This window comes from Bacillus sp. FJAT-27986 (assembly GCF_001685035.1).
In the GTDB taxonomy this organism is placed as follows: Bacteria; Bacillota; Bacilli; order Bacillales; family Pradoshiaceae; genus Pradoshia.
This window is the reverse complement of sequence record NZ_MAYV01000017.1, coordinates 267,039-293,624: the sequence shown is the minus strand read 5'-3', so window position 1 is coordinate 293,624 and position 26,586 is coordinate 267,039. Positions and strand designations below refer to the sequence as shown.

The following is a 26,586-nucleotide window of genomic DNA, read 5'->3' as shown; positions in this document are numbered from 1 at the left end:
CGGTTTTTGGGATTGAGGTTGAGTTATCAGCATGATTAGTAGGCTGGAAAGAAGACATAAGTTGAAAAAATGGGACAAAGATGAGTAAAATCTGAGGGAAAGCCAAGCTTTTTAAAATTGTTATATCTACCCATGACAATTCATATTAAGCACATTTCAGCTCAGATTCTGACATCACTTATATACGTCTTACCGTACATACTTTGATGTGTTTTTGCTGGAGAATAGGTGTGAGACGGCACAGTGTTAAACTGAAATTCCTATCCATAAAGAAGAAAACTTTTGCCAGTCCACGCTTACACCAGTCACATAAAATTCTGTAACAAAACTTCCGAAAAGAGTACTAAATGGGATACACTACTAGTAGAGTAAGTAACAGAAAGGACGAGGGTCGATTGGCTAAGCCAAAGAAACAAAAGTTTGAATTGCAGGAGAATGAAAGCATTGATGAATGCTTGGAGCGTATGAAAAAGGAAGGATACTTTCCCGTAAGACGTATGGAGAAACCAATTTTTAAGGAAGTGAAGAATGGCGATCAGATAGAATATATTCCGGTTGCACGCCAGATTATTTTTGAAGGCAAATCAATTGATTGAAAACCGAACGATATTGCATTAAATAACAGAAGTGTTCGGTTTTTAGTTGACATACAATTAGCCCTATTGGTAAGATAGGTACGAACAATAAGCATTAAAATAAATAATTCTCTCATATAATAGCGGGGATATGGCCTGCAAGTTTCTACCCAAAGACCGAATAAATTTTTGGACTATGAGAGAAAGCGGACCTCACCTTATATGTGAGGGCATAGTACTTGTCCTAAGTGCTCGGTTTGGCATAGCATATAAGCTGTGTGGACTGCTTTCTCTTTTTTGAAAGTGTGTTCATGCAGCTTTTTTATTTGGAGGCGAAAATGATGAATGACCTTAAGGTTGGAGTAATCATGGGAAGCATATCAGACTGGGAAACGATGAAGCATGTATGTACTATTCTGGATGATTTTAAGGTGGCTTATGAGAAAAAAGTAATTTCAGCTCATAGAACGCCTGATTTAATGTTTGAATATGCCCAAAGCGCGCGAAGTCGTGGAATAAAAGTGATTATAGCCGGTGCAGGCGGAGCAGCCCATTTACCTGGGATGGTAGCAGCCAAAACTACTTTGCCTGTAATTGGTGTGCCTGTGCAATCCCACGCTCTAAACGGTTTGGATTCTTTGCTGTCTATTGTTCAAATGCCGGGTGGTGTTCCTGTAGCAACGATGGCGATTGGCAAAGCCGGTGCAAAAAATGCAGGTCTTTTAGCAGTACAGATATTAGGGACCTTCGAGCAAGAATTGGCTGAAGAACTTGAACAATATAGATTAAAAATTCAAAGACAATCAATTGAAAGTTGTGATGAACTTGAGTAAGCAGGCACCAGTTATTTTACCTGGCCAGACGATTGGGATAATAGGTGGCGGTCAGTTGGGGCGAATGCTGGCATTGGCAGCCAGAAATTTAGGTTTTAAGATAGCTGTGCTTGATCCAACGCCCAACAGTCCTTGCGGCCAAATTGCGGATATGGAAATCACGGCCCCATTTAATGATGTAGAGGCTCTGCAGCGCTTGGCAAAGATAAGTGATGTACTCACATTTGAATTTGAAAATATTGATGCTGATGCGTTAGATCAACTAACGGGTAATCCATATATTCCGCAGGGTACGGATATATTAAGAATTACGCAGGATCGGGTTCTTGAAAAACAGGCGATTGAGAAATCAGGTGTCAAAGTTGTCCCGTTCGAGGTCATTGCAAGTTTTGAGGATCTTCGTCAAGCTATTTCTAAACTTGGCTATCCTTCTGTCTTGAAAACAGCGCGAGGTGGTTATGATGGAAAAGGACAGCTTGTTATACGGGATAAAGGAGATTTAGCCAAAGGCTCTGAATTGCTGAGCCATGGAGTTTGTGTTTTGGAGAGTTTTATACCGTTTCAAAAGGAAATTTCAGTGATAGTAACTCGAAAATTGGATGGTTCCATACGGGTGTTTCCTGTTGCAGAGAATATTCACGTCAATAATATTTTGCATCAATCGATTGTCCCGGCGAGAATCAATGAAAACACCCAAATCCATGCAATCGGATCGGCTGTACAATTGGCAGAATCATTACAGGTGGTTGGTACATTAGCCGTTGAAATGTTCCTGCTCGACCAGGATGATATTTTGGTGAATGAATTAGCGCCGAGACCTCATAATTCCGGACATTTTTCGATTGAGGCTTGTGAAACCTCTCAATTTGAGCAACATATAAGAGCGGTGTGTAATTGGCCGCTTGGTCATACTGAATTACATTCCAGTGCGGTAATGGTCAATGTTTTGGGTCAGCATTTAGAACCGGTTATAAAGGCTTTAGGGAATGAGCCTGATTGGAAAGTACATATTTATGGGAAGCGTGAAGCGAAGAAAGATAGAAAAATGGGGCATATTACAGTCTTAGGAGAGCATCCGATGGAAATATTAGAGATGCTTAATCAATCAAATATATGGACTGAACAAACAGGAGACAAAAAAGAAAAGGTGGATATGAAATAATGATTGAACGTTATACAAGACCGGAAATGGGAAAGATTTGGACAGAGGAGAATCGTTTTCAAGCATGGCTCGAAGTAGAAATTTTGGCTTGTGAAGCCTGGGCAGAGCTTGGTGCAATCCCTAAAGAGGATGTAAAAGTAATGAGAGAGCGTGCTTCCTTTGATGTGAATCGTATCAAAGAAATTGAAGAAGAAACCAGACATGATGTGGTTGCCTTTACGCGTGCCGTTTCAGAATCGCTGGGAGAAGAACGGAAATGGGTTCATTATGGTCTGACTTCTACAGATGTAGTCGATACGGCTTTATCTTATTTGCTCAAGCAGGCCAATGATATTTTAATCGCTGATGTGGAGCGGTTTATTACAATTTTGGCAGAAAAAGCGAAGGAGCATAAATATACGGTTATGATGGGACGTACTCATGGCGTCCATGCTGAACCAACGACATTTGGTTTGAAAATGGCATTATGGTATGAAGAAATGAAGCGGAATCTAAAAAGACTAAAAGAAGCTGCAGATACAGTAGAGTATGGTAAAATCTCCGGTGCTGTTGGAACATATGCGAACATTGATCCATTTGTAGAAAAGTTTGTGTGTGAAAATCTTGGGATCAAACCTTCTCCAATCTCTACCCAAACCCTACAGCGCGACCGACATGCACAATACATGTCTACATTAGCATTGATTGCGACTTCTATTGAAAAATTTGCAACTGAAATTCGTGGTTTGCAAAAGAGTGAGACACGTGAAGTAGAGGAATTTTTTGCGAAGGGGCAGAAGGGTTCTTCCGCTATGCCGCATAAACGCAATCCAATCGGTTCGGAGAATATGACTGGGTTGGCCCGTGTGATTCGCGGCCACATGATGACGGCCTATGAAAATGTTTCACTTTGGCATGAACGGGACATTTCACATTCTTCTGCTGAAAGAATTATCCTCCCGGATGCGACCATTTTATTGAACTATATGTTAAACCGCTTCGGTAATATCGTGAAAAACTTAACGGTGTTCCCTGATAATATGAAGCGTAATATGGACCGCACTTATGGTCTGATTTATTCACAGCGTGTATTGCTTGCTTTAATTGATAAAGGATTGTCTCGTGAAAAAGCGTATGATACCGTTCAGCCTAAGGCGATGGAGGCATGGGAAACACAGATTCAATTCCGTGAATTGCTAGAAGCGGATGAAACAATTACGGCCTACCTGTCTACTGAAGAATTGGATGATTGCTTCGATTACCATTATCATTTGAAAAATGTAGATTTCATTTTTGAACGTATGGGGCTGTAATTTTAACGAGGGGCACTACTTAATAAAGGTTGAGGGGTGCCCCTTTTACATTAATTCCATCCGTGTTTGGCTTATCAGGATTATTACCATATAGGAGGATATCCAATTGGCGAAGAATGAACTTCTTTACGAAGGCAAGGCAAAGCAAATTTATGCAACTGATAATCCGGAAATCGTCCTAATCCGATACAAGGACTCAGCAACTGCATTTAATGGGGAAAAGAAAGCAATGATTGAGGGGAAGGGACATCTGAATAACCAAATCACGAGCCTGCTATTCGAATGGCTTCACCTTAAGGGTATTGAATCGCATTTTATTAAAAAAATATCAGAAACAGAACAGCTCGTTAAACGAGTCACCATTATTCCTTTAGAAGTAGTAGTACGCAATGTTGCTGCCGGCAGTTTTTCTAAAAGATTGGGTGTAGAGGAAGGAACACCTCTTAAAAGGCCGATTGTGGAATTTTATTATAAAGACGATAAGCTTGGTGATCCGCTATTAACAGAAGATCATATTAACGTCCTGGACCTTGCTACAGCTGGAGAAGTCAAAATATTAAAAAAACAGTCTATGCAAATCAATGAAATGTTGCGAAGCTTATTTGCTTCTATGGACATCAGATTAATAGATTTTAAGCTTGAGTTTGGCAAAGATGAGAAGGACCATGTCCTGCTTGCGGATGAAATTTCACCGGATACTTGCCGTCTTTGGGATTCGCATACAAATGAAAAGTTGGATAAGGATATATTCCGCCGGAATCTCGGCAGTTTAACAGATGCCTATAAAAAAATTCTTGCTAAGCTGGAGGACGTTCAACATGTATAAAGTAAAGGTTTATGTCACTCTTCGTGAAAGTGTATTGGATCCGCAGGGAACTGCTGTACAAAAGTCATTGAATGCCATGAATTTCCCGGAGGTTCGGGATGTGCGAATTGGCAAGTATATGGAGTTGGAACTCTCTGAATCTACTGCTGATGTTGATGAGGCGGTCCGCAATATGTGCGAAAAATTGTTAGTCAATACGGTCATTGAAGATTATCGATACAGCATAGAGGAGGTAATCGGACAGTGAAATTCGCCGTAATCGTCTTTCCGGGATCCAATTGTGATATTGATATGTATCATGCCGTTCGTGATGAGGTTGGAGAAGATGCGGAATATGTTTGGCATACGGAAACGAGTCTCGAAGGCTTTGATGCTATCCTGCTGCCTGGAGGGTTTTCGTATGGTGACTATTTACGGTGCGGTGCAATTGCCCAATTTTCACCCATTATGGAGGCTGTGAAAAGAGCGGCATTGGATGGTATTCCGATCCTCGGTGTGTGTAATGGATTCCAGGTATTACTGGAGGCGGGATTGCTGCCGGGAGCTATGCGGCGTAATGCTGATTTGAAGTTTATTTGCAGACCGCAAAAGTTGAATGTTGTGAACAACGAAACTCCTTTTACGAGCTCCTATACCAAAAATGAACAAATCACTATCCCGATTGCTCATGGCGAGGGAAATTACTATTGTGATGAGGAGACGCTGGAACAGTTAAAGACACAAAATCGAATTCTGTTTACGTATGATAGAAATCCAAATGGCAGTCATCAGGATATCGCGGGAATTATGAATAAGCAAGGCAATGTTCTTGGGATGATGCCCCATCCGGAAAGGGCTGTTTCCTCCTTACTTGGCAGTGCCGATGGAATCAAGTTATTCAAATCGATTGTTCAATACTGGAGGGAAACAAATGTCGTTAATGCTTGAGCCAAGTCCAACCATGATTAAAGAAGAACGAATTTATGCCACAATGGGATTGACGGATGATGAGTTTGCCAAGATAGAAAAAATTCTTGGGCACTTGCCAAACTATACAGAAACTGGTTTGTTTTCAGTTATGTGGTCTGAGCATTGCAGCTATAAAAACTCAAAGCCTGTATTAAGGAAGTTCCCAACAACAGGTAAACGTGTACTGCAAGGGCCCGGAGAAGGTGCGGGTATTGTGGATATTGGTGACGGGCAAGCGGTTGTTTTTAAAATTGAAAGCCATAACCATCCCTCCGCAATCGAACCATATCAAGGTGCAGCCACAGGCGTGGGTGGAATCATCCGCGATGTCTTTTCCATGGGGGCTAGACCGATTGCCATGCTGAACTCCTTGCGTTTTGGAGAATTAACAACTCCACGGATGAAGTATTTGTTTGAGGAAATTGTAGCTGGGATTGCCGGATATGGAAACTGTATCGGAATACCAACTGTTGGTGGTGAGATTCAGTTTGATCCTTCCTATGAGGGGAATCCTCTTGTAAATGCGATGTGTGTCGGCTTAATCAATCATGAGGATATTAAGAAGGGTCAGGCGCATGGAGTTGGAAATACAGTTATGTATGTCGGGGCAAAAACAGGTCGTGATGGCATTCATGGAGCAACCTTCGCCTCGGAGGAATTAACAGATGATTCTGATTCCAAACGGCCAGCCGTACAAGTAGGGGACCCATTCATGGAAAAGCTTTTACTTGAAGCATGCCTGGAGCTTGTAAAATCGGATGCACTTGTAGGAATACAGGATATGGGCGCAGCTGGATTAATCAGTTCCTCTGCAGAAATGGCCTCCAAAGCGGGATCCGGAATTGAAATGAATTTAGATAGGATTCCTCAGCGAGAAACAGGAATGACACCTTATGAAATGATGTTATCTGAATCACAGGAGAGAATGCTGATTGTAACCAAAAAAGGACGGGAGCAAGAAATCGAAGAGCTGTTTGGAAAGTATGGCCTTGAAGCGGTCGATGTGGGCACTGTAACGGAAGATAAAATGATTCGCTTAACATATAGAGGCGAAGTGGTGGCAAATGTACCAGCAGATGCACTAGCTGAGGAGGCGCCAGTTTACTATAAACCGTCCAAAGAGCCTAATTATTTTCAAGAGTTTCAAGCGATGGAAGATGAAGTACCACCTGTCATCAACAACTATACAGAAACTCTGCTATCGTTATTGGCACAACCGACTATAGCGAGTAAGGAATGGGTTTATGACCAGTATGATTATATGGTACGCACGAATACGGTTGTAGGGCCAGGTTCTGATGCAGCCGTCGTTCGTATTCGCGGCACGGAAAAAGCGTTGGCGATGACAACAGACTGCAATTCCCGCTATCTCTATTTAGACCCGGAAACAGGCGGTCAAATTGCGGTGGCTGAAGCAGCACGTAATATTATTTGTTCAGGCGGTGAACCGTTGGCGATTACAGACTGTTTGAACTTCGGGAATCCGGAGAAGCCTGAAATTTTCTGGCAGCTCGAAAAAGCGGCAGATGGATTAAGTGGAGCATGTCGTGTACTAGGGACACCGGTGATTGGTGGGAATGTTTCCTTGTATAACGAAACAAATGGAGAAGCGATCTACCCGACACCGGTCGTTGGCATGGTTGGACTTGTTCATAATCTCAAGCATATCACCACTCAATCCTTCAAAGAAAAGGGAGATTTAATCTACTTAATAGGAGAAACATATGCTGAATTCGGCGGTAGTGAGCTGCAAAAATTCATGAATGATGGACGGATTTTTGGTAAAGCGCCCCATCTGAATCTTCAGGTTGAAAAAGACCGGCAGGAAAAGCTGTTGAAAGCGATTCAGGCAGGTGTAATAAAGTCAGCTCATGACCTGGCAGAAGGAGGATTATCCATAGCACTTGCAGAAGGATTGTTTGGCGCAGAAAACCTTGGTTTTGAAGTGAATTTAGAGGGGGATTTGGCCACCCGGTTGTTTGCAGAATCACAATCCCGTTTCCTTGTGACTGTATCGCCTGAACAAGTCGGACCTTTCAAAGAAATTATTCCGGAAGCGGTTCAAATAGGTATTGTAACAGATACAGAAAAATACGTTATTCATGCCGGCCAGGAAGAGACAGTTATTGATATTGAAGCAAAACAACTACTGATAGCCTGGAAGGGAGCCATACCATGCTTGCTGAAATCCGTGGACTAAATGAAGAATGTGGATTGTTTGGAATCTGGGGACATACTGAAGCATCTCAACTAACCTATTATGGTTTACACAGTCTGCAGCATCGTGGACAGGAAGGAGCGGGAATGGTCGTTACAGATGGCCAAGTATTGAAATCGCATAAAGCAGAAGGACTTGTGAATGAAGTTTTCAATCAAAAGATCATTGAGGATATGAAGGGACGGAGCGCAATCGGCCATGTTCGCTATGCGACAGCAGGAGGAGGCGGAGTGGCAAATGTTCAGCCATTTTTGTTTAATTCTCAGACTGTCGGTAGTTTTGCTCTCGCTCATAATGGAAATTTGGTAAACGCAACCCAATTAAAAAATCAGCTTGAAATAGATGGGAGCATTTTTCATACAACCTCGGATACAGAGGTCCTGGCCCACTTAATTAGGCGCTCTGGTTCAGCTTGTTTTAAGAAGCGAATAAAGCAGGCTTTATCGTTCGTCCAAGGGGCCTATGCATTTCTGGTCATGACAGAAACAGAAATGATGATTGCTGTGGACCCACATGGATTGCGTCCTGTCTCCATCGGACGAATCGGTGAAGGATATGTAGCTGCATCTGAGACATGTGCCTTCGATTTAATAGGTGCTGATTATATTCGGGATGTTCGGCCCGGAGAGCTGGTGACGATTAATGATGACGGCATCCAATCAGAGTATTTTGCTGAATCACAGGGCAGAGCCATGTGCAGTATGGAGTATATTTATTTTTCAAGACCCGATAGCAATATAGATAGTATTAACGTTCATACGGCCAGGAAGAACCTGGGGAAACAACTGGCTATTGAAGCGCAAATTGAAGCGGATGTTGTCACAGGTGTACCGGATTCAAGTATATCGGCAGCTATCGGTTATGCCGAAGTAAGCGGGATTCCATATGAGATGGGGTTAATTAAAAATCGATATGTGGGACGGACCTTTATACAGCCATCCCAATCTCTACGTGAGCAAGGGGTGAAAATGAAGCTGGCCCCAGTGCGCGGTGTGGTCGAGGGCAAAAGGGTCATCATGGTGGATGATTCGATTGTAAGGGGAACGACCAGCAGGAGGATTGTGACGATGCTTAAAGAAGCCGGCGCAAAAGAGGTACATGTGTGCATTAGCTCTCCTCCAATCAAAAATCCCTGTTTTTATGGAATTGATACATCGTCCAAAGAAGAGCTGATTGCCGGGTTTAACTCGGTTGAGGAAATCAGGGAGATGATCGGAGCAGATTCTCTGACCTTTTTAAGTGTGGAGGGGACGGTTGAGGCAATTGGCAGGCCTTTTGGTGGCGAGTATCGAGGTCAATGCATGGCATGCTTTACGGGGAACTATCCAACTGAAATTTATGCCACCGATGATCAGGCATATGAAAAAATAAAGTAACGGCAATAGATTATTGACAGGAAGTATGAAAGGATGGTCACTTTGGCGAACGCATATAAACGTGCAGGAGTGGATATTGAAGCAGGCTATGAATCCGTCTCACGTATGAAAAAGCATGTAAGCCGTACACAAAGACCAGAGGTACTCGGTGCTTTGGGCGGGTTCGGAGGTATGTTTGATTTGTCGGCATTGTCCCTTAAGGAGCCTGTACTCGTTTCGGGAACAGATGGAGTCGGGACTAAATTGTTGCTCGCTATGATGATGGATAAGCACGATACAATTGGTGTTGACTGCGTTGCCATGTGTGTAAATGATATTATTGCCCAAGGTGCAGAACCATTATATTTTCTTGACTATATTGCTTGCGGAAAAGCAGAACCGATAAAAATTGAGGCAATCGTAAAAGGAATAGCGGATGGATGTGAGCAGGCAGGCTGTGCCTTAATTGGCGGTGAAACGGCTGAAATGCCTGGAATGTATTCTGTAGATGAATATGATCTGGCTGGTTTTACGGTTGGTGCGGCAGAAAAAAGGAAGCTGATTGATGGAAGCCTTGTACGAGATGGCGATGTATTAATTGGGCTGCCTTCAAGTGGGATTCATAGCAATGGGTTTTCGCTAGTGAGAAAGGTATTACTTGATGAATCGTCAATGAAATTGGATCAATTTATCAAAGAGTTGGATTGTATGCTTGGAGAAGAATTACTGCGTCCAACTAAGATTTATGTAAAACCCATCCTTGAAGTTTTGAAGTCCGGCTCAGTTCATGGAATCGCCCACATTACCGGAGGAGGATTTATCGAAAATATACCGCGCATGTTTCCGGATGGATTTGGGGCGGAAATTAAAAAAGGAACATGGGAAATTAATCCGATTTTCAACCTTATAAAGGATAAAGGATCACTTGAAGAGGATGACATGTATTCGATTTTTAATATGGGGATTGGCATGGTTCTAGCTGTACAGGCTGAAAAAGCGAGTGAGCTAATTGGTACCCTGAATCAATTGGGGGAAGACGCAAAAAGAATCGGTCGGGTGATTCAAAAAGAAGGCGTGCATTTCCGTTGATTTACAAAAAGGCAAAGACAATTTAGTAGCTTATTAAGTTGAAATCATATAAGACTAAGGGAGAAGCTATGAAAAAAATTGCTATATTTGCATCAGGTAATGGCAGTAACTTTCAAGCGATAGCAGAAGCGGTGGAAAAAGGAAAATTGTATGCCTCGATAGAATTGCTGATTTGTGATCATCCAGGTGCTTACTGTATAGATAGGGCGGAAAAGTTAAATATTCCGGTATTATCCTTTTCTCCAAAGGATTTTCCTTTGAAAGAGGATTATGAACAGCAAATTTTACAGGAGTTGCAGGCGAAAGAAGTCGAGATGATTATTTTGGCAGGCTATATGCGATTAATTGGCTCAGTGCTGTTAAGGGCCTATCCTAATCACATTATTAATATTCATCCTTCTTTATTGCCAGCCTTTCCAGGAAAAAATGCCGTTTTGCAGGCGATAGAAGCAGGCGTCGAAGTGACGGGGGTTACGGTTCATTATGTAGATGAAGGCATGGATACGGGACCGATTATTGCACAGAGAGCCGTCTCGATACATAAAGGGGAGAGCGTGGAGGAGATCCACAGGAAAATTCAGCAGGTAGAGCATAACCTATATCCACGCATTATAGAGCAGTTAAGCAACGAACAGGAGGAGAAAGTATGAAAAAGCGGGCATTGATCAGTGTATCAAACAAAGAGGGGATTGTAGAATTCGCCAAAGGAGTTACGGAGCTGGGCTTTGAGATTATTTCCACAGGTGGAACCAAAAAAACATTGTCGGATCATGGTATTCCAGTTATCAGCGTCAGTGACGTGACAGGTTTTCCGGAAATAATGGATGGGCGCGTAAAAACTTTACATCCCTATATTCATGGGGGTCTCCTTGGAAAACAAAACGATGAATCCCATATGGCTCAGCTTGAAGAACAAGGGATTGCTCCTATTCAGCTAGTTTGTGTGAACCTTTATCCATTCCAAGAAACGATTGCTAAACCAGGCGTGACAGTTGAAGAGGCAATCGAGAATATTGATATTGGCGGTCCTGCAATGCTGAGGGCCTCTGCTAAAAACCATGAGTCTGTAGCAGTTGTGGTGGATCCTGCTGACTATGGAAAAGTACTTAATGGTTTCCGTAATGGAGAACTTTCCTTATTGGATAGAAGAAAGCTGGCGGCAAAGGTTTTTCGCCATACAGCGGCTTATGATGCCCTGATTGCTGAATACATGACAAATTTGGCAGAAGAGGATCAGCCTGAAAACTATACTGTTACATACACGTTAAAGCAACCACTTCGCTACGGTGAAAACCCTCATCAAAAAGCTGCGTTTTATGCAAAACCACTTGGCTCTACTTTTTCAATTGCAGCAGCCAGGCAGCTGCATGGTAAGGAATTATCCTATAACAATATCAATGATGCAGATGCTGCCCTGCAAATCGTGAAGGAATTTGAACAGCCGGCTGCTGTTGCTGTGAAGCATATGAATCCTTGCGGCGCAGGAACTGGAGACACTATTTATGAAGCATTCCAAAAGGCATATGAAGCGGATCCTACATCTATCTTTGGCGGTATTGTTGCGTTAAATCGGGAAGTAGATGCTGAAACGGCGAAACTGCTTCATGAAATTTTCTTGGAAATTGTGATTGCCCCATCATTTACTGACGAGGCATTAGAGGTCTTAACATCTAAGAAAAATATTCGCTTACTTACTATTCAATTTGAGGGAAGAGAGAAAAGGGAGAAAAAACTATCTTCCATTACAGGCGGTTTACTTGTCCAAGAGTCAGATGAGGCAACTATACAGGATGCAGAGCTTCAGGTTGTTACAAAAAGAGAACCTACTGAAGCTGAATGGAAAGCTCTTCAATTTGGATGGAAACTCGTAAAGCATGTTAAATCAAATGCAATCATCGTAACAGATGAGCAAATGACACTGGGAGTAGGTGCTGGTCAAATGAATCGTATCGGCGCTGCGAAGATTGCCTTAGAACAGGCTGGTGAAAAAGCGAGAGGCGCCATTATCGCATCAGATGCATTCTTTCCAATGGATGACACAGTGGAAGCCGCGGCCAGAGCCGGGATTACCGCTATCATTCAGCCAGGCGGATCAAAGCGAGATGAGGACTCTATAAAAAAAGCAGATGAGTATGGTATTGCGATGGTTACTACCGGAGTACGGCATTTCAAACATTAAGAGGGAGAGACACGAGATGATGAAAGTACTTGTTATAGGGCGTGGAGGTCGCGAACATGCATTGGCCAGAAAATTTGCTGAGAGCAAGCGCGTTACAAAAGTATTTGTAGCACCAGGCAATCCCGGAATGGCAGATGTTGCTGAGATTGTGGATATCCAGGAGATAGATCATACCAGATTAGTTGATTTTGCGAAAGAAAATGAAATAGAACTAACATTTATAGGTCCGGAAACTCCTTTAGTGAACGGAATTGTAGATGAATTTCTGGACCATGACCTAATCGTATTCGGACCCACCAAAGCTGCCGCCATAATAGAAGGAAGTAAGTCTTTTACGAAGGATTTGCTGAAAAAATATGATATTCCTACAGCAGAATATGAAACATTTACGGATTATGAAAAGGCAGTCCAATATGTAAAGAAAAAGGGTGCACCAATTGTTATTAAGGTGGATGGTCTTGCAGCAGGCAAGGGTGTAGTCGTCGCAATGACGGAAGGGGATGCGCTCAGTGCCTTGAAAGAAATGCTGCTCAATCAAAGGTTTGGAGAGTCTTCTAAAAAAGTTGTGATTGAGGAATTTTTGATTGGGGAGGAGTTCTCCTTTATGGCTTTTGTAAATGGAGAAAAGGTCTATCCGATGGAAATTGCTCAGGATCATAAACGTGCTTTTGATGGTGATAAAGGTCCGAACACAGGTGGAATGGGAGCTTACTCTCCTGTTCCGCACATCAGTCAAGACATGGTTAGCCAGGCGTTAGCGAAAATTCTGATACCGACAGCAAAGGCAATGGTGAAAGAGGGTAAATCATTCACCGGGGTCCTTTATGCCGGATTAATCGCTACTGCTGAGGGTCCAAAGGTGATTGAGTTTAATGCCCGATTTGGTGACCCGGAAACACAGGTCATCCTACCAAGGTTAAAGTCAGATTTTATGGATGTGGTTGAAAACGTTCTGAATTCTGTCGATATGGATTTGGAATGGTCTGAAGAAAGCGCCCTTGGAGTCGTCATGGCAGCTAATGGCTACCCAGGTGAGTATGAAAATGGCAGTATTATAAAAGGCTTAAAGTATGTTGATATCGATACACATATTTATCACGCAGGGACAAATAAAAATGAACTGGGTGAGTTTTTGACAAATGGAGGAAGAGTCCTCTTACTAACTGCACTCGGTAAAACACTGGAGATTGCCCAGAAAAAGGCTTATCGGGAGCTAGAGGGAATTCAATGTAATGGTCTCTATTATCGCCATGATATTGGAGAGCGTGCTATTGAAAAATATAACGGTTAGAGGCTGTTTATTAGCTAGTTAGTAATGCAAGGAACATTAAATTGGCTACTGGTCGACCTGAAGAGGTCGGCCTTTTTCATATGCCAAAAAGGTATGCAGAGGAGCATGGTTAACATTGGCAAAAAGTGATCCAATCACTTTATGTTTAGTAATAAGATAAATTTTAAATCGCTTCAAACAAACTTCAACAAATCAGAAGGGAATTCGCGTAAAATCTATTAATATCGCTCAATCACAGTATAATTCGCTCTATTCTCTGAAATTCGCTCATAAATCCTCTAAAATCGCTCAATAATCTTTGTTTTCGCTCATTTATTTTTAAAATCGCTCAATAGTTTAACAATTTCGCTCATATACCTTTAAAAAACAATAATATTCTTAAATATTAGACTAGAAAAATCATTAATTGATTTTCTGCGACAAAAATCACTAAAAAGATATCATCTTTTAAATAGAAATGATGTTTTCTGAAGAAATATAGGATAGTTCCTATCCACATGTTTTTTCTTCCTGCATCTTGAGAGCGATAAAATAAATAATGCGGCTTTACAGGTTTAGTTTAAAGGGGCAAGGGAAGAGTCTATTTGGGGGTTGTCCAATCTTTTTCCTTTATTAAAGGGAACTTTTTAATGTGATTATACGTAAAAGTCATATATCCAAAAATACTTATAGTTATTTAATAATGCTGAAATGTAAAGAATTACAAATTAATTTCATTCTTTAATGCTCTAAATAATAAAAATATGTTAGTATATTGAAAAGGCTTACATTTTAATTTTAAAAATGGAAGGGCGATGCTTCCGTTTTTTTAAATATAAGAAATGATGTTTTGCGAAGGGGGTATTTTTATGCTTGGACAACGATATAGATGGAAAAATAAACAACTGCGCGAGCATGTTCATGTGATAGATGGTAAAGTAGCGCCAACTCTTGTTTTAACGAATGCCGTGTATTTGAATCAGGTGTTTAAAAAGTGGATGAAGGCGAATATATGGATCTATGAAGATCGAATTGTATATGTCGGGGATAACATGCCTGTTATACAGGACGGGTATGAGATTGTAGACTGTACGGATCAATACCTGGTACCAGGTTATATTGAACCGCATGCCCATCCATATCAATTATATAATCCGGCTACTCTTGGCATGCATGCTGCTCAATATGGAACAACCACCTTAATCAATGATAACATGCTTTTGTTTACTCTTTTGGACAATAGACAAGCGTTTGCACTGCTGAAGGAATTACGTCATCTTCCAATCAGCATGTATTGGTGGGCCAGATTGGATTCTCAAACTGAGCTGAGAAATGAAGAGATGGTATTCTCGCATTCTAATGTAAAGAGCTGGCTTGAGCACGATGGAGTCCTGCAGGCTGGAGAGCTAACAGGATGGCCGCGTCTTCTTGATGGAGATGACATGATGCTTCACTGGATACAGGAAGCAAAAAGAATGAGAAAGAAAATTGAAGGACATTTCCCGGGCGCTTCTGAAAAAACATTATCTAAATTAATGCTGCTTGGTGCGGATTGTGATCATGAGGCTATGACAGGAGAAGAAGTCATTCGCAGACTGATGCAGGGATATGATGTGTCCTTGAGGCATTCATCCATTCGTCCGGATTTACCCCGTATTTTGGATGATTTAAAAGAATACGAATTGAACTCCTATGATCGATTATTTTTTAATACAGATGGTTCAACACCTGGATTTTATAAAGATGGATTTACGGATCAATTAATCTCGATAGCAATTGAAAAAGGTGTGCCTATTATTGATGCGTATAATATGGCTTCCTTAAATATAGCCCGCTATTATAATATCGATTATTTACACGGAAATATTGCGACAGGACGAGTAGCCAATATTAACTTCCTGTCTGCCAAGGATCAGCCTACTCCTCACTCTGTTTTATCAAAAGGGCAGTGGGTGAAAAGGGATGGAAGACAGGTTGAAACGAATCGAACATCGATCGCCTGGAAAGACTTTGGCCTTAGCCCTCTGGAGCTTGATTGGGAGCTTACAGATTACGACTTCCAATACTCAATGCCATTTGGCATCAATATGGAAAATAGCGTCATCACTAAGCCATATTCGATTCATATTGATATTTCAAGAGAAGTTTTGGATGAAGACCATGATGAGAGCTTTTTTACGTACCTAACAAGAGATGGTAAATTCAGAATCAATACGATATTAAAGGGGTTTGCCAACCGTTTGTATGGATTTGCTTCATCCTTTTCTAACTCTGGGGATATATTGTTGATTGGAAAAAGTAAGAAAGATATGAGACTGGCTTTTAACCGAATGAAAGAAATCGGTGGGGGAATTGTGATTGCAGAGAAAGGTGAAATATTGTTCGAAATGCCTCTGGAGCTGCAAGGAATGATGTCTAATCAAGAACTCCCGATTTTAATAGAAGAAGAAACTAGATTGCGAGAAATATTGACTGAAAAGGGATACCCATTCGAGGATCCGATTTATTCTTTACTGTTCTTTTCCTCTACTCATTTACCTTATATAAGGGTAACACAGGCAGGATTATATGACGTTATGAATAAATCTGTACTCTTTCCGACTATAATGCGTTAAAATAATAAAGAATAGAGAAAAATAAAAGGTAGATCATGGTGGGTTAATTTCACTTTAAGGGGTGTAGGGCATGTTGAGGAAAGCTGGGTTCATGGTGGCTTTAGTTTTTGTCCTTCTGGCAGGGTGTTCAGGGAATAAGGAAGAAACCATTATTGATAAACCTCAAACTGATAAAGAAGAGGTAGCTGCTAAGCCGGTGAATACGTATCCGTTAACGGGTGTGGGAACGGACGAAGAGGTCAACCACAGGGCTGTATCGGTTATGGTCAATAATCATCCCAAAGCAAGACCACAGTCTGGCCTATCTAAAGCAGATGTCGTATATGAGGTTTTAGCTGAAAGTAATATAACTAGGTTTTTGGCTATCTACCAAAGCGAATTTCCCGAAAACATTGGGCCAATTAGAAGTGCGAGAGATTATTATATAGAGCTTGCCAAAGGATATGAAAGCCTGTATATTTTTCATGGCTGGAGTCCTGATGCGAAAAAGCTGATTCAATCTGATTATATAGACCACTTGAACGGACTTAACCATGACGGGACACTCTTCAAACGATCTTCTGATCGAAAAGCGCCGCATAATTCCTATATCACCTATGAAAATATCTTAGAGGGTGCACAAAAAGAAGGTTATTCAATGGAAGAGAATACCCCGCCGTATAGCTTTTTTTCCGACGATGAAACAGGATTAATTTCCGGTGAGGACTATAAAGTTGCTGCTCTATCTTATGGATCTCTAGATTATGATGTGACCTATAAGTATGATTCGGCGAGTGAAAAGTATACACGCCATACAGCGGGAGTACGCACGGAAGATCAAGATACGAAAGATCCCGTTCTACTGGATAATATCCTTATTGTGGAAGCTATTCATAAGGTGATTGATGATAAAGGCCGCAGGAGTATTGATTTAACTGCGGGCGGAGATGCATACTTACTGCAAAAAGGTAAACGCCTGGAGATTCAATGGGTAAGTAAAGATGGTCGAATTGTACCTGTATCCGGTGAAACGGAAGTAAAATTGGTGCAGGGAAAAACATGGATTAATATTATTCCGGATCAACCGGGCTTAAATAATAGTGTCAAACTCTCAAATGATTAGGAGGAACCTGGATATATGCAAATTAACAAACTAAAAGGGAAAGAGTTGGATCAATTATTCAACGCGATATTATCCTTGAAAGATCTCGATGAATGTTATCGTTTCTTTGATGATTTATGTACGGTGAATGAAATACAATCTCTTGCCCAACGCCTCGAGGTTGCCCGAATGCTTGAAGAAGGTAAAACGTATCATATGATTGAAACTGAAACCGGAGCAAGCACTGCAACTATTTCAAGGGTTAAACGTTGTTTGAATTATGGGAATGATGCGTACTCAATGGCACTGGGAAGATTAAAAGAAGATAATGCCTGAAATAAATAAAAGCAAGCAGACCGCGTGGAATATGCACATCGGTTGCTTGCTTTTTTATATGTACTCAGGCTGGGAACGTATCATCTAATTGACAATTAAGTAGGCGCGCACCAGAGTAGAACACATATTTATAACCAGTTAGATAACAGTTGTGCATATGAATTTTCTAACTCTTTGGGAACTCTAAAAGGAATGCTATAATGGTTAAATGGAAATTAGAATGGGGGCTGTTTTGCATGTACGATTTTCGCGAGTGGAAACATGTGTTTAAACTCGATCCTAATAAGGAAATTTCAGATGAAGCACTCGAAAAGGTTTGTGAATCGGGTACGGATGCTATTATTGTCGGAGGAACAGATGGTGTTACACTAGAAAATGTTCTGGACTTAATGGCCCGCGTTAGGCGTTATACATTGCCTTGTGTGCTTGAAGTATCAAATATAGAATCCATAACCCCGGGATTTGATTTGTATTTTATACCATCTGTTTTAAATAGCAGGAATCCGGATTGGATTCTTGGTTTGCATAAAGAAGCAATTAAAGAATTTGGCCACATGATTAATTGGGACGAAATGCATGTGGAAGGATATTGCATCATGAATGCTGATTGTAAGGCAGCAGATTTAACGGATGCCAATACCGATTTGACGGAAGAAGATGCGGCAGCCTATGCTCTTGTGGCAGAAAAAGTATTAAATTTGCCTATTTTTTATTTGGAATACAGCGGAAAGTATGGGGATCCAGCACTTGTCAAGACCGTTAAAAATACATTGATGAATACAACGCTATTCTACGGCGGAGGGATTACAAGCATCGAAAAAGCTGAGGAAATGTCCAGCTTGTCAGATGTAATTGTAGTCGGAAACCTCGTCTATGAGGATTTAAAAACGGCTCTCTTGACAGTAGATTCTGCCAAAAAGAATAAATAAAATTGTCGTTAAAGCCATTGGATGAAGTATAATAAGAACAAATGTTCGTTAGGGTGGTGTCATAATGCAATTCTTAACAGATCGACTGTTAACGGGATTAAATAATAAACAAAAAGAGGCTGTACAAGCTACGGATGGACCTTTGCTAATTATGGCCGGAGCGGGCAGTGGGAAGACAAAGGTACTTACCCACCGCATTGCCTTTCTAATTGTAGAAAAAGAAGTAGCACCGTGGAATATTCTTGCCATTACGTTTACCAATAAGGCAGCAAGAGAAATGAAGGAAAGAATTCAGGGAATCCTAGGCGGCGCTGCAGAGGATATTTGGATTTCTACTTTCCACTCAATGTGCGTGCGAATCCTGCGCCGTGATATTGACCGAATTGGTATGAATCGCAATTTCTCAATTCTTGACCCAGGTGATCAGCAAACGGTTATTAAGCAAATAATGAAAGAGAAGAATATTGATACGAAGAAATTCGATCCTAAGACGATTCTTGGGTCCATTTCCTCTGCCAAAAATGAATTGATCAACTATGAGGAATTTGCGAACAGTGCAGGCAATTACTATGAGCAAACAGTAGCTGATCTTTATACAGAGTATCAGAAGCGACTCCGTAAAAATCAGGCATTGGACTTTGATGATTTGATTATGAAGACATTTGAACTTTTTGATAAGGTTCCGGAAGTACTGGAATTCTATCAAAGAAAGTTTCAATATATTCACGTGGATGAGTATCAGGATACGAACCGTGCACAATATATGCTTGTAAAGAAATTGGCACAGCGTTTTAAAAACCTATGTGTAGTTGGTGATTCCGATCAGTCCATCTATCGCTGGCGTGGTGCTGATATTGCCAACATTCTCTCCTTTGAAAAGGATTATCCTGATGCCAATGTTATTTTGCTTGAGCAGAATTATCGCTCCTCAAAACGGATTTTAGCGGCTGCCAATGGAGTAATTAACAACAACCTGAATCGTAAGGAAAAGAATTTGTGGACAGAAAACCTGGAAGGGAATAAGTTGGCATATTACCGTGCGGACAGTGAACAAGGTGAAGCGCAGTTCGTTGCTGGAAAGATTAAAGAGCTGACAGAACAGCAAGGGAAGAAGCTATCTGATATTGCCATTTTGTACCGTACGAATGCTCAGTCAAGGGTAATGGAGGAAGTTCTGCTTAAATCCAATATTCCATATACGATTGTTGGCGGTATTAAGTTCTATGATCGTAAAGAGATTAAAGATATTCTTGCTTATCTGCGACTCATTGCCAATCCGGACGATGATATTAGCTTGCGCAGGGTCATCAATGTTCCAAAGCGTGGAGTTGGAGCAAGCTCAGTTGATAAAATTGCTAATTATGCTGCCGATCATGATATTTCTATGTATCAGGCTATGATGGAGCTTGAATTTATTGGACTTAGCGGTAAAGCTTATAATGGGGCTGCTGAATTCAGGGACCTAATTAAAAACTATACGCAAATGCAGGAATTCCTGTCTGTTACAGAATTAATAGAAGAAGTCATTGAAAAATCAGGGTATCGAAAGTCGTTGGAAATTGAGAAGACGATTGAAGCAGAAACACGCCTAGAGAATATTGATGAGTTCTTATCTGTTACGAAAAACTTTGAAAAGGGCAGTGATGATAAGAGCCTGGTTGCCTTCTTAACAGACCTTGCTCTTGTTGCGGACATTGACCGTATGGATGAGGATGAAGCCGTGACAGATGGCGTTGTATTAATGACACTTCACTCGGCAAAAGGGCTGGAATTCCCTGCTGTATTCCTTATTGGACTTGAAGAAGGTGTCTTCCCGCATAGCCGTGCCTTAATGGAAGAAGCGGAAATGGAAGAAGAACGACGGCTTGCTTATGTTGGGATCACACGGGCTGAACGTGAATTATTTATTACGAATGCACAGATGCGTACATTATATGGACGTACTAATCTGAACCCTGTATCTCGCTTTATTAAAGAAATTCCACAGGATTTAATTGAACTGTTAAATCCGCCTGAAGAGCAAAGGCAGTCAAGACCTTCCTTTATGCATTCAGGTTCAGGTACAAGAACTAGAACGGGTATAAATGGTGCCGGTCTTAACAATTCAGGAATCAATGGTGCAGCAAGACCTAAAACTGTCGGAAGATCGATGATGAATGAGTCCGGCGGAGAAAAACTCGACTGGCAGGTTGGCGATAAAGCGGCCCATGGTAAATGGGGCGTAGGTACAGTTGTCAGCGTAAAAGGAAGCGGAGACGGTCTGGAGCTGGATATTGCATTCCCATCTATGGGTATCAAACGACTCCTTGCCAAATTTGCACCAATCACAAAACAATAGTCCGCAAGAGAAACATTGAGTAGAGAGGGCTGGAAATATGGATATAAAAGAAGCGCAAAAACGAGTGGCTGAGCTTCAATCACTATTAAACCAATATGGATATGAATACTATGTTCTCGACCAGCCATCAGTTCCTGATTCTGTATATGATCAGACGTATAAAGAGTTGGTGGAATTGGAGAGTCAATATCCGGAGCTGCAAACCCCAGATTCACCTACTCAAAGAGTTGGTGGACAAGTGCTTGATACGTTTGCAAAAGTAGAACATATTACACCGATGCTAAGTCTTGGTAACGCCTTTAACGAAAGTGATTTGCGCGATTTTGACCGCCGAGTAAATTCAGGGCTTGGTACAGACCGATATTCTTATATATGTGAATTGAAAATAGATGGACTGGCAGTTTCCCTGCGTTATGAAGAAGGGCTATTTGTTAAAGGGGCTACAAGAGGAAATGGAACAATTGGTGAGGATATTACTGCTAATCTTAAAACCATTCGTTCCATCCCACTCCGATTGAATGAACCAGTTACATTTGAGGTACGCGGTGAGGCATATATGCCAAAGAAATCGTTTGTTTCCTTAAATGCAAAGAAGGAAGAAAATGGGGAAGAGCCATTTGCCAATCCACGAAATGCAGCAGCAGGATCCTTGCGTCAGCTTGATCCACGCATAGCTGCTTCGCGGAATTTGGATATTTTCCTTTATGGGATTGGTGAAACAGGAGAAACAGGTGTTGAATCCCATGGTGAAGGACTTGACTTTCTTCAAAAATTAGGATTGAAAACCAATCCGCATCGCAGAAGATGTGCTACGATTGAAGATGTATTAGAGTATATTGAGGAATGGTCAGCCAAAAGGCCTGAGCTTGATTATGATATTGATGGAATCGTCATCAAAGTCGATTCACTTTCTCAACAAGAGGAATTAGGATATACTGCAAAAAGTCCAAGATGGGCGATTGCATATAAATTCCCTGCAGAGGAAGTCATCACTATTCTTCGCGATATTGAATTGACTGTCGGTCGTACAGGCGTTATTACGCCAACCGCCTTATTGGACCCGGTAAGAGTAGCAGGTACAACAGTTAAACGGGCTTCCCTTCATAATGAGGACCTAATCCGTGAAAAAGATATTCGGCTTGGAGACCATGTTGTCGTCAAAAAAGCCGGTGATATTATTCCGGAGGTTGTCAATGTTCTGTTTGATAAGCGGACAGGGGAAGAAAAGGAATTCCATATGCCAACGCATTGCCCTGACTGCGATAGTGAGCTTGTTCGTTTGGAAGGAGAGGTAGCTTTGCGCTGCATCAATCCAAAGTGTCCAGCTCAGATTAAAGAGGGGATGATTCACTTTGTTTCACGAAATGCCATGAATATTGATGGTCTGGGTGAAAAAGTCATCATTCAATTATTCGATGAATCGTTAATTAAGGATGTAGCGGATATTTATAAATTGACATATGACCAGCTGATTAATTTGGAGCGTATGGGGGATAAATCAGCGAACAATCTTTTGAACGCTATTGAAGCATCTAAGAGCAACTCATTGGAGCGCCTTTTATTTGGACTGGGAATCCGCCATGTTGGTGCTAAGGCTGCAAGAATCCTCGCGGAAGAATTTGAAGACATGGATCGTCTAATGTCGGCAAATGTAGCTGAATTGACAGCTATTAATGAAATTGGGGACAAAATGGCTGATGCGGTTGTGACTTATTTTAATCAGGAAGAATGCCAGCAATTGATCGATGAATTAAAAAATGCTGGGGTTAATATGCTCTATAAAGGTAAAAAGAAAAATATCGCTGAAGCTACAGATAGTTATTTTTCTGGAAAAACCATTGTACTTACAGGAAAGATGGAAAAGTACGGACGAACTGAAGCAAAAGAGTTGATTGAAGCTTTAGGTGGAACTGTAACGGGTAGCGTAAGTAAAAAGACAGATTTAGTAATAGCCGGAGAAGATGCCGGATCAAAATTAAAAAAAGCCCAGGATTTAGGAATTGAAATATGGGATGAAAGCAATTTACTGGAAGAACTGGGCAAGCAGGGATAGAGGTGTAGGGATGAAGCGTTTGATAGCAATAACCATGGTACTGGCACTTATGCTTGTAGGCTGCGCACCACAATTTGATAAGGATGAGGTAGTAGAGGATAATACCGAGAAAGATTCCAAGAAAGAGTCTTCCATTATTCCCGAATATCAAATCTCCGACAATTATTATCAAACGATGCTGCCTTATCAGATAAGCAGTTCCAGAGGTCTTGTGGTTTCAAACATTAATACGCGACTTGATTTGGAAGAGTTTGAAACAGGGCTGATGAGATTGTCTCATGACCCATTCTCAACGGAGGAATATATTTTTAGAGAAGGTCAGTTATTGGACACGAAAACGATTAAAAGCTGGCTGAATCGTAAATATACAAAAGGGCAGTTGAAAGAGAACAAACTGACTGCTGAGGACAACGTCGGCTTAAACCCTTTAGATGATGGGAAGGGTGATATTGAGGAAAGATATGAGAAAAATCCAGAATATCTTGCCCATATTTTAGAGCATGATTATCTGATCAAAACAGATGATAATAAAGTTGAGTTGGGCGGCATTTCGATAGGGCTTGCCTTGAATTCAGTATTTTATTATCAAAAGGAAAAGTATGGGGAAACGTACGAAATAAAAATTGAAGAAGATAAACTGCTTGAAGAAGGTCAAAAAATTGCAGCTGAAGTTGTGAAACGAATTAGAACAATGGAAGGCGGAGAAACCGTTCCGATTATGGTTGCTTTATTTGAACAAGGAAGCAAGGATGCGGTTGTGCCTGGGAATTTTATTTCTTATACAAAAGTAGGAGAGAAAAGTAATAAGATTTCCAAATGGACAAACGTACAAGAAGAGTATTATTTGTTCCCATCCAATAAAGCAACAAAGGATTTCCGTGATGATGCAACGACCTTTGCTAATTTTAAGCAGGATGTTGAAGAATACTTCCCTAATTTTAATGGAGTAATTGGAAAAGCCTTTTATGTGAATAAAGAATTGCAAAAGCTGACCATCTCCATAGATATGCAGTTTTACGGAAAAACAGAGGTTATTGGATTTACACAATATGTGGCTGGATTGGTGAAATCGAGTTTCCCTGAATATTTATCGGTGGAGACAAAAATTGCATCTTCCAATGGACAGGAATCACTCATTGTGAAAAAGGCAAATTCCAAAGAACCAGATGTGTATATATATAATGAATAAACAGAGCTACCCATTGTGGTAGCTTTTTTTGTGGATATAGATATGTAGTTAGTTTCTTGTGAAGATTTTGAATATAAACTATATTAGATGACTTACAAGCTTCCAATAGAGTAGAATAAAAAGGGGTTACTACAGAAATATAGGGAGGGAATCAAATGGTACAAGCATATAAGCACGAACCACTTACTGATTTTTCTGTAAGCGAAAACAAAAAAGCGTTTGAGGATGCTTTGGGATTAGTAGATAGCTATCTTGGCAAGGACTATGATTTGATTATCGGTGGAGAAAGAGTATCTACAGATGATAAAATTGTTTCCATTAGCCCATCAGATAAAAAAGTAGTAGTAGGCCGCGTTTCCAAGGCAAATAAAGATTTAGCAGAAAAGGCAATGCAGGAGGCACTAAAAGCTTACAAGACTTGGAGTAAAACGAAACCTGAAGTGCGTGCAGATGTTTTATTTAAAGCAGCTGCCATTATTCGCCGCAGAAAGCATGAATTTTCTGCCATTATGGTAAGAGAAGCGGGAAAACCATGGGTTGAAGCGGATGCGGATACAGCTGAAGCAATTGATTTCCTTGAGTACTATGCTAGACAAATGTTGAAATTAAAGAATGGGCAGCCGGTACAAAGCCGTCCTAATGAATATAATAGATATGACTACATACCACTGGGAGTGGGAATTATTATTTCCCCATGGAACTTCCCATTTGCGATTATGGCCGGTACATGCGTAGCAGCTGTTGTTACGGGTAATACAGTATTGCTAAAACCAGCTTCCACAACACCGGTCGTGGCTGCTAAGTTCGTAGAGGTTATGGAAGAGGCCGGTCTTCCTGCAGGCGTTATTAACTTTGTACCTGGAAATGGAAGTGAAGTGGGAGACTATCTTGTTGATCATCCGCAAACTCGTTTTGTCAGCTTCACAGGTTCCCGTGAAGTTGGAACCAGGATTTACGAGAGAGCTTCTAAGGTACAGGAAGGCCAAATTTGGCTGAAGCGTGTTATCGCTGAAATGGGCGGTAAAGATACAATTGTCGTAGATTCAGATGCTGATCTTGAATTGGCTGCCAAGTCAATCGTTGCGTCAGCGTTTGGATTTGCCGGACAAAAATGCTCTGCTTGTTCAAGAGCTGTTATTGTAGAAGATGTGTATGATAGAGTACTGGACAGAGCGATTGAATTGACAAAAGAATTGACTGTAGGAGATCCGACCGATTCTGCTACATTTATGGGACCAGTCGTGGATGCTTCTGCATTCAAGAAAATAACCGAGTACATTGAGATTGGCAAAAATGAGGGTCGCCTCATGACAGGCGGAGAATCGGATGATTCCAAAGGATTCTTTGTTCAACCGACCATTATAGCCGATTTGGCACCTGATGCTCGAATTATGAAAGAAGAAATCTTCGGTCCTGTTGTAGCATTCAGCAAAGCCCGTAACTTTGATGAAGCAATTGAAATAGCTAATAATACAGATTACGGATTGACAGGCGCTGTAATTACTAGAAATCGTGCACACCAAGAAAAAGCCCGTGAAGATTTCCATGTTGGAAACCTATACTTTAATAGAGGCTGTACAGGTGCGATAGTCGGCTACCAACCATTTGGCGGCTTCAATATGTCCGGTACAGATTCAAAAGCAGGCGGTCCTGACTACTTAACATTGCATATGCAAGCTAAAACTACATCTGAAACCTATTAATATATATGGCTATATTAAAGCTCCTCTCCGATTGTTTTCGGTGGGGAGCTTTTTTATTAACAGGGGGAATAAGAGTCTATTAACATAAAAAATTTGATTGAGGGGGAAATCAAATTTTTTAAGCAAACTATCAAAAATAATAAGCTTTTGAGTTTCTTGGGTAAGAAAACTAAGACTTTTAATGGAGAAATGAGCGAAAGAGCACTTTATTGGGCGGATTTTGGTAGGAATTGAGCGGAAACAGAAATTTATGAGCGAATAGGTTTTTATTGAGCGGAAATAGATCCTAATGAGTGATAATCATAGTTTTTTAGCGATTGTTACTTTGATTGAGCGAGATTATCAATCAGTCGTCTTGTGTTCAAGATAAAGTTAAGAATATCAAAATGGTTATTGTCTATGAAATTCATACTATACCTGTAATCTCTAAATATTACATTTCTCCTTAGTTTGTGAGATGTTTTACCCTATTTTATAAAATATGCAAAATTTTACTGCAAAATAGTTTGCAAAAACCACAAACTGTTATATAATACAAAATATAATAATTTTTCTGTTTTATAACAAAACATACAGGTAAAGGAAGTGAATGTCT

21 protein-coding genes and 1 riboswitch are annotated in these 26,586 nt (G+C 40.9%); all 21 genes read left to right on the top strand.

The annotated features are described in order from the left end of the window. Window positions 1–395: 395 nt before the first annotated feature. The 21 genes from A8L44_RS15815 to pruA all read left to right on the top strand — a co-directional run bounded on the left by A8L44_RS15815 (window position 396) and on the right by pruA (window position 25,991). A complete protein-coding gene (locus A8L44_RS15815; protein WP_066108532.1) occupies window positions 396–596 on the top strand; it encodes an NETI motif-containing protein in 201 nt (66 codons plus the stop codon). A 92-nt stretch (window positions 597–688) separates the two neighbouring features. Next, a riboswitch (purine riboswitch) is annotated at window positions 689–792 on the top strand. 124 nt (window positions 793–916) lie between these two features. Further along, a complete protein-coding gene (purE, locus tag A8L44_RS15810; RefSeq protein ID WP_066108529.1) occupies window positions 917–1,408 on the top strand; it encodes a 5-(carboxyamino)imidazole ribonucleotide mutase in 492 nt (163 codons plus the stop codon). Beyond that, window positions 1,395–2,570: a 5-(carboxyamino)imidazole ribonucleotide synthase gene (gene purK, locus A8L44_RS15805; protein ID WP_066108528.1), complete on the top strand. Its 1,176-nt coding sequence runs from the start codon at window positions 1,395–1,397 to the stop codon at window positions 2,568–2,570. The genes purE and purK overlap by 14 nt, the downstream gene beginning before the upstream one ends. Further along, window positions 2,570–3,862 carry an adenylosuccinate lyase gene (gene purB, locus A8L44_RS15800; RefSeq protein ID WP_066108525.1) on the top strand — a complete coding sequence of 431 codons (1,293 nt, stop codon included), beginning with the start codon at window positions 2,570–2,572 and terminating at the stop codon, window positions 3,860–3,862. The genes purK and purB overlap by 1 nt, the downstream gene beginning before the upstream one ends. A 100-nt stretch (window positions 3,863–3,962) precedes the next feature. Beyond that, window positions 3,963–4,688 (top strand): phosphoribosylaminoimidazolesuccinocarboxamide synthase, encoded by a 726-nt coding sequence (gene purC / locus A8L44_RS15795; RefSeq protein WP_066108521.1) that lies wholly within the window; start codon window positions 3,963–3,965, stop codon window positions 4,686–4,688. Next, window positions 4,681–4,935: a phosphoribosylformylglycinamidine synthase subunit PurS gene (gene purS, locus A8L44_RS15790; RefSeq protein ID WP_066108519.1), complete on the top strand. Its 255-nt coding sequence runs from the start codon at window positions 4,681–4,683 to the stop codon at window positions 4,933–4,935. The genes purC and purS overlap by 8 nt, the downstream gene beginning before the upstream one ends. Continuing rightward, the gene (gene purQ / locus A8L44_RS15785; protein ID WP_066108516.1) at window positions 4,932–5,615 is read left to right on the top strand and encodes a phosphoribosylformylglycinamidine synthase subunit PurQ; all 684 of its coding nucleotides are present in this window, start codon (window positions 4,932–4,934) and stop codon (window positions 5,613–5,615) included. The genes purS and purQ overlap by 4 nt, the downstream gene beginning before the upstream one ends. Next, on the top strand, window positions 5,599–7,836 hold the full coding sequence (gene purL, locus A8L44_RS15780; protein WP_066108514.1) for a phosphoribosylformylglycinamidine synthase subunit PurL: 2,238 nt from the start codon (window positions 5,599–5,601) through the stop codon (window positions 7,834–7,836). The genes purQ and purL overlap by 17 nt, the downstream gene beginning before the upstream one ends. After that, window positions 7,812–9,230: an amidophosphoribosyltransferase gene (gene purF / locus A8L44_RS15775; RefSeq protein ID WP_066108511.1), complete on the top strand. Its 1,419-nt coding sequence runs from the start codon at window positions 7,812–7,814 to the stop codon at window positions 9,228–9,230. Before purL ends, purF begins: the two co-directional genes overlap by 25 nt. A gap of 42 nt (window positions 9,231–9,272) precedes the next feature. Beyond that, a complete protein-coding gene (gene purM / locus A8L44_RS15770) occupies window positions 9,273–10,298 on the top strand; it encodes a phosphoribosylformylglycinamidine cyclo-ligase (RefSeq protein WP_066108610.1) in 1,026 nt (341 codons plus the stop codon). Window positions 10,299–10,366: 68 nt separating this feature from the next. Further along, on the top strand, window positions 10,367–10,948 hold the full coding sequence (purN, locus tag A8L44_RS15765; protein ID WP_066108508.1) for a phosphoribosylglycinamide formyltransferase: 582 nt from the start codon (window positions 10,367–10,369) through the stop codon (window positions 10,946–10,948). Further along, window positions 10,945–12,477 carry a bifunctional phosphoribosylaminoimidazolecarboxamide formyltransferase/IMP cyclohydrolase gene (gene purH / locus A8L44_RS15760; protein WP_066108505.1) on the top strand — a complete coding sequence of 511 codons (1,533 nt, stop codon included), beginning with the start codon at window positions 10,945–10,947 and terminating at the stop codon, window positions 12,475–12,477. The genes purN and purH overlap by 4 nt, the downstream gene beginning before the upstream one ends. A 19-nt stretch (window positions 12,478–12,496) precedes the next feature. Continuing rightward, window positions 12,497–13,768 (top strand): phosphoribosylamine--glycine ligase, encoded by a 1,272-nt coding sequence (gene purD / locus A8L44_RS15755; protein ID WP_066108608.1) that lies wholly within the window; start codon window positions 12,497–12,499, stop codon window positions 13,766–13,768. An 848-nt stretch (window positions 13,769–14,616) separates the two neighbouring features. Further along, window positions 14,617–16,362: an adenine deaminase C-terminal domain-containing protein gene (locus A8L44_RS15750; protein ID WP_066108501.1), complete on the top strand. Its 1,746-nt coding sequence runs from the start codon at window positions 14,617–14,619 to the stop codon at window positions 16,360–16,362. A 70-nt stretch (window positions 16,363–16,432) separates the two neighbouring features. Next, window positions 16,433–17,464 (top strand): DUF3048 domain-containing protein, encoded by a 1,032-nt coding sequence (locus A8L44_RS15745; RefSeq protein ID WP_066108499.1) that lies wholly within the window; start codon window positions 16,433–16,435, stop codon window positions 17,462–17,464. A 15-nt stretch (window positions 17,465–17,479) separates the two neighbouring features. Next, window positions 17,480–17,779 (top strand): YerC/YecD family TrpR-related protein, encoded by a 300-nt coding sequence (locus A8L44_RS15740; protein WP_066108496.1) that lies wholly within the window; start codon window positions 17,480–17,482, stop codon window positions 17,777–17,779. A gap of 236 nt (window positions 17,780–18,015) precedes the next feature. Then, window positions 18,016–18,708 carry a heptaprenylglyceryl phosphate synthase gene (locus tag A8L44_RS15735; RefSeq protein WP_066108493.1) on the top strand — a complete coding sequence of 231 codons (693 nt, stop codon included), beginning with the start codon at window positions 18,016–18,018 and terminating at the stop codon, window positions 18,706–18,708. A 64-nt stretch (window positions 18,709–18,772) separates the two neighbouring features. Next, the gene (gene pcrA, locus A8L44_RS15730) at window positions 18,773–21,046 is read left to right on the top strand and encodes a DNA helicase PcrA (RefSeq protein WP_066108490.1); all 2,274 of its coding nucleotides are present in this window, start codon (window positions 18,773–18,775) and stop codon (window positions 21,044–21,046) included. A gap of 37 nt (window positions 21,047–21,083) precedes the next feature. Then, complete coding sequence (gene ligA, locus A8L44_RS15725; RefSeq protein WP_066108485.1) at window positions 21,084–23,099, top strand: NAD-dependent DNA ligase LigA; 2,016 nt, start codon at window positions 21,084–21,086, stop codon at window positions 23,097–23,099. A 10-nt stretch (window positions 23,100–23,109) separates the two neighbouring features. After that, window positions 23,110–24,288 (top strand): CamS family sex pheromone protein, encoded by a 1,179-nt coding sequence (locus A8L44_RS15720; protein WP_066108482.1) that lies wholly within the window; start codon window positions 23,110–23,112, stop codon window positions 24,286–24,288. A gap of 155 nt (window positions 24,289–24,443) precedes the next feature. Continuing rightward, complete coding sequence (gene pruA, locus A8L44_RS15715; protein ID WP_066108479.1) at window positions 24,444–25,991, top strand: L-glutamate gamma-semialdehyde dehydrogenase; 1,548 nt, start codon at window positions 24,444–24,446, stop codon at window positions 25,989–25,991. The last annotated feature ends 595 nt before the right edge of the window (window positions 25,992–26,586 follow it).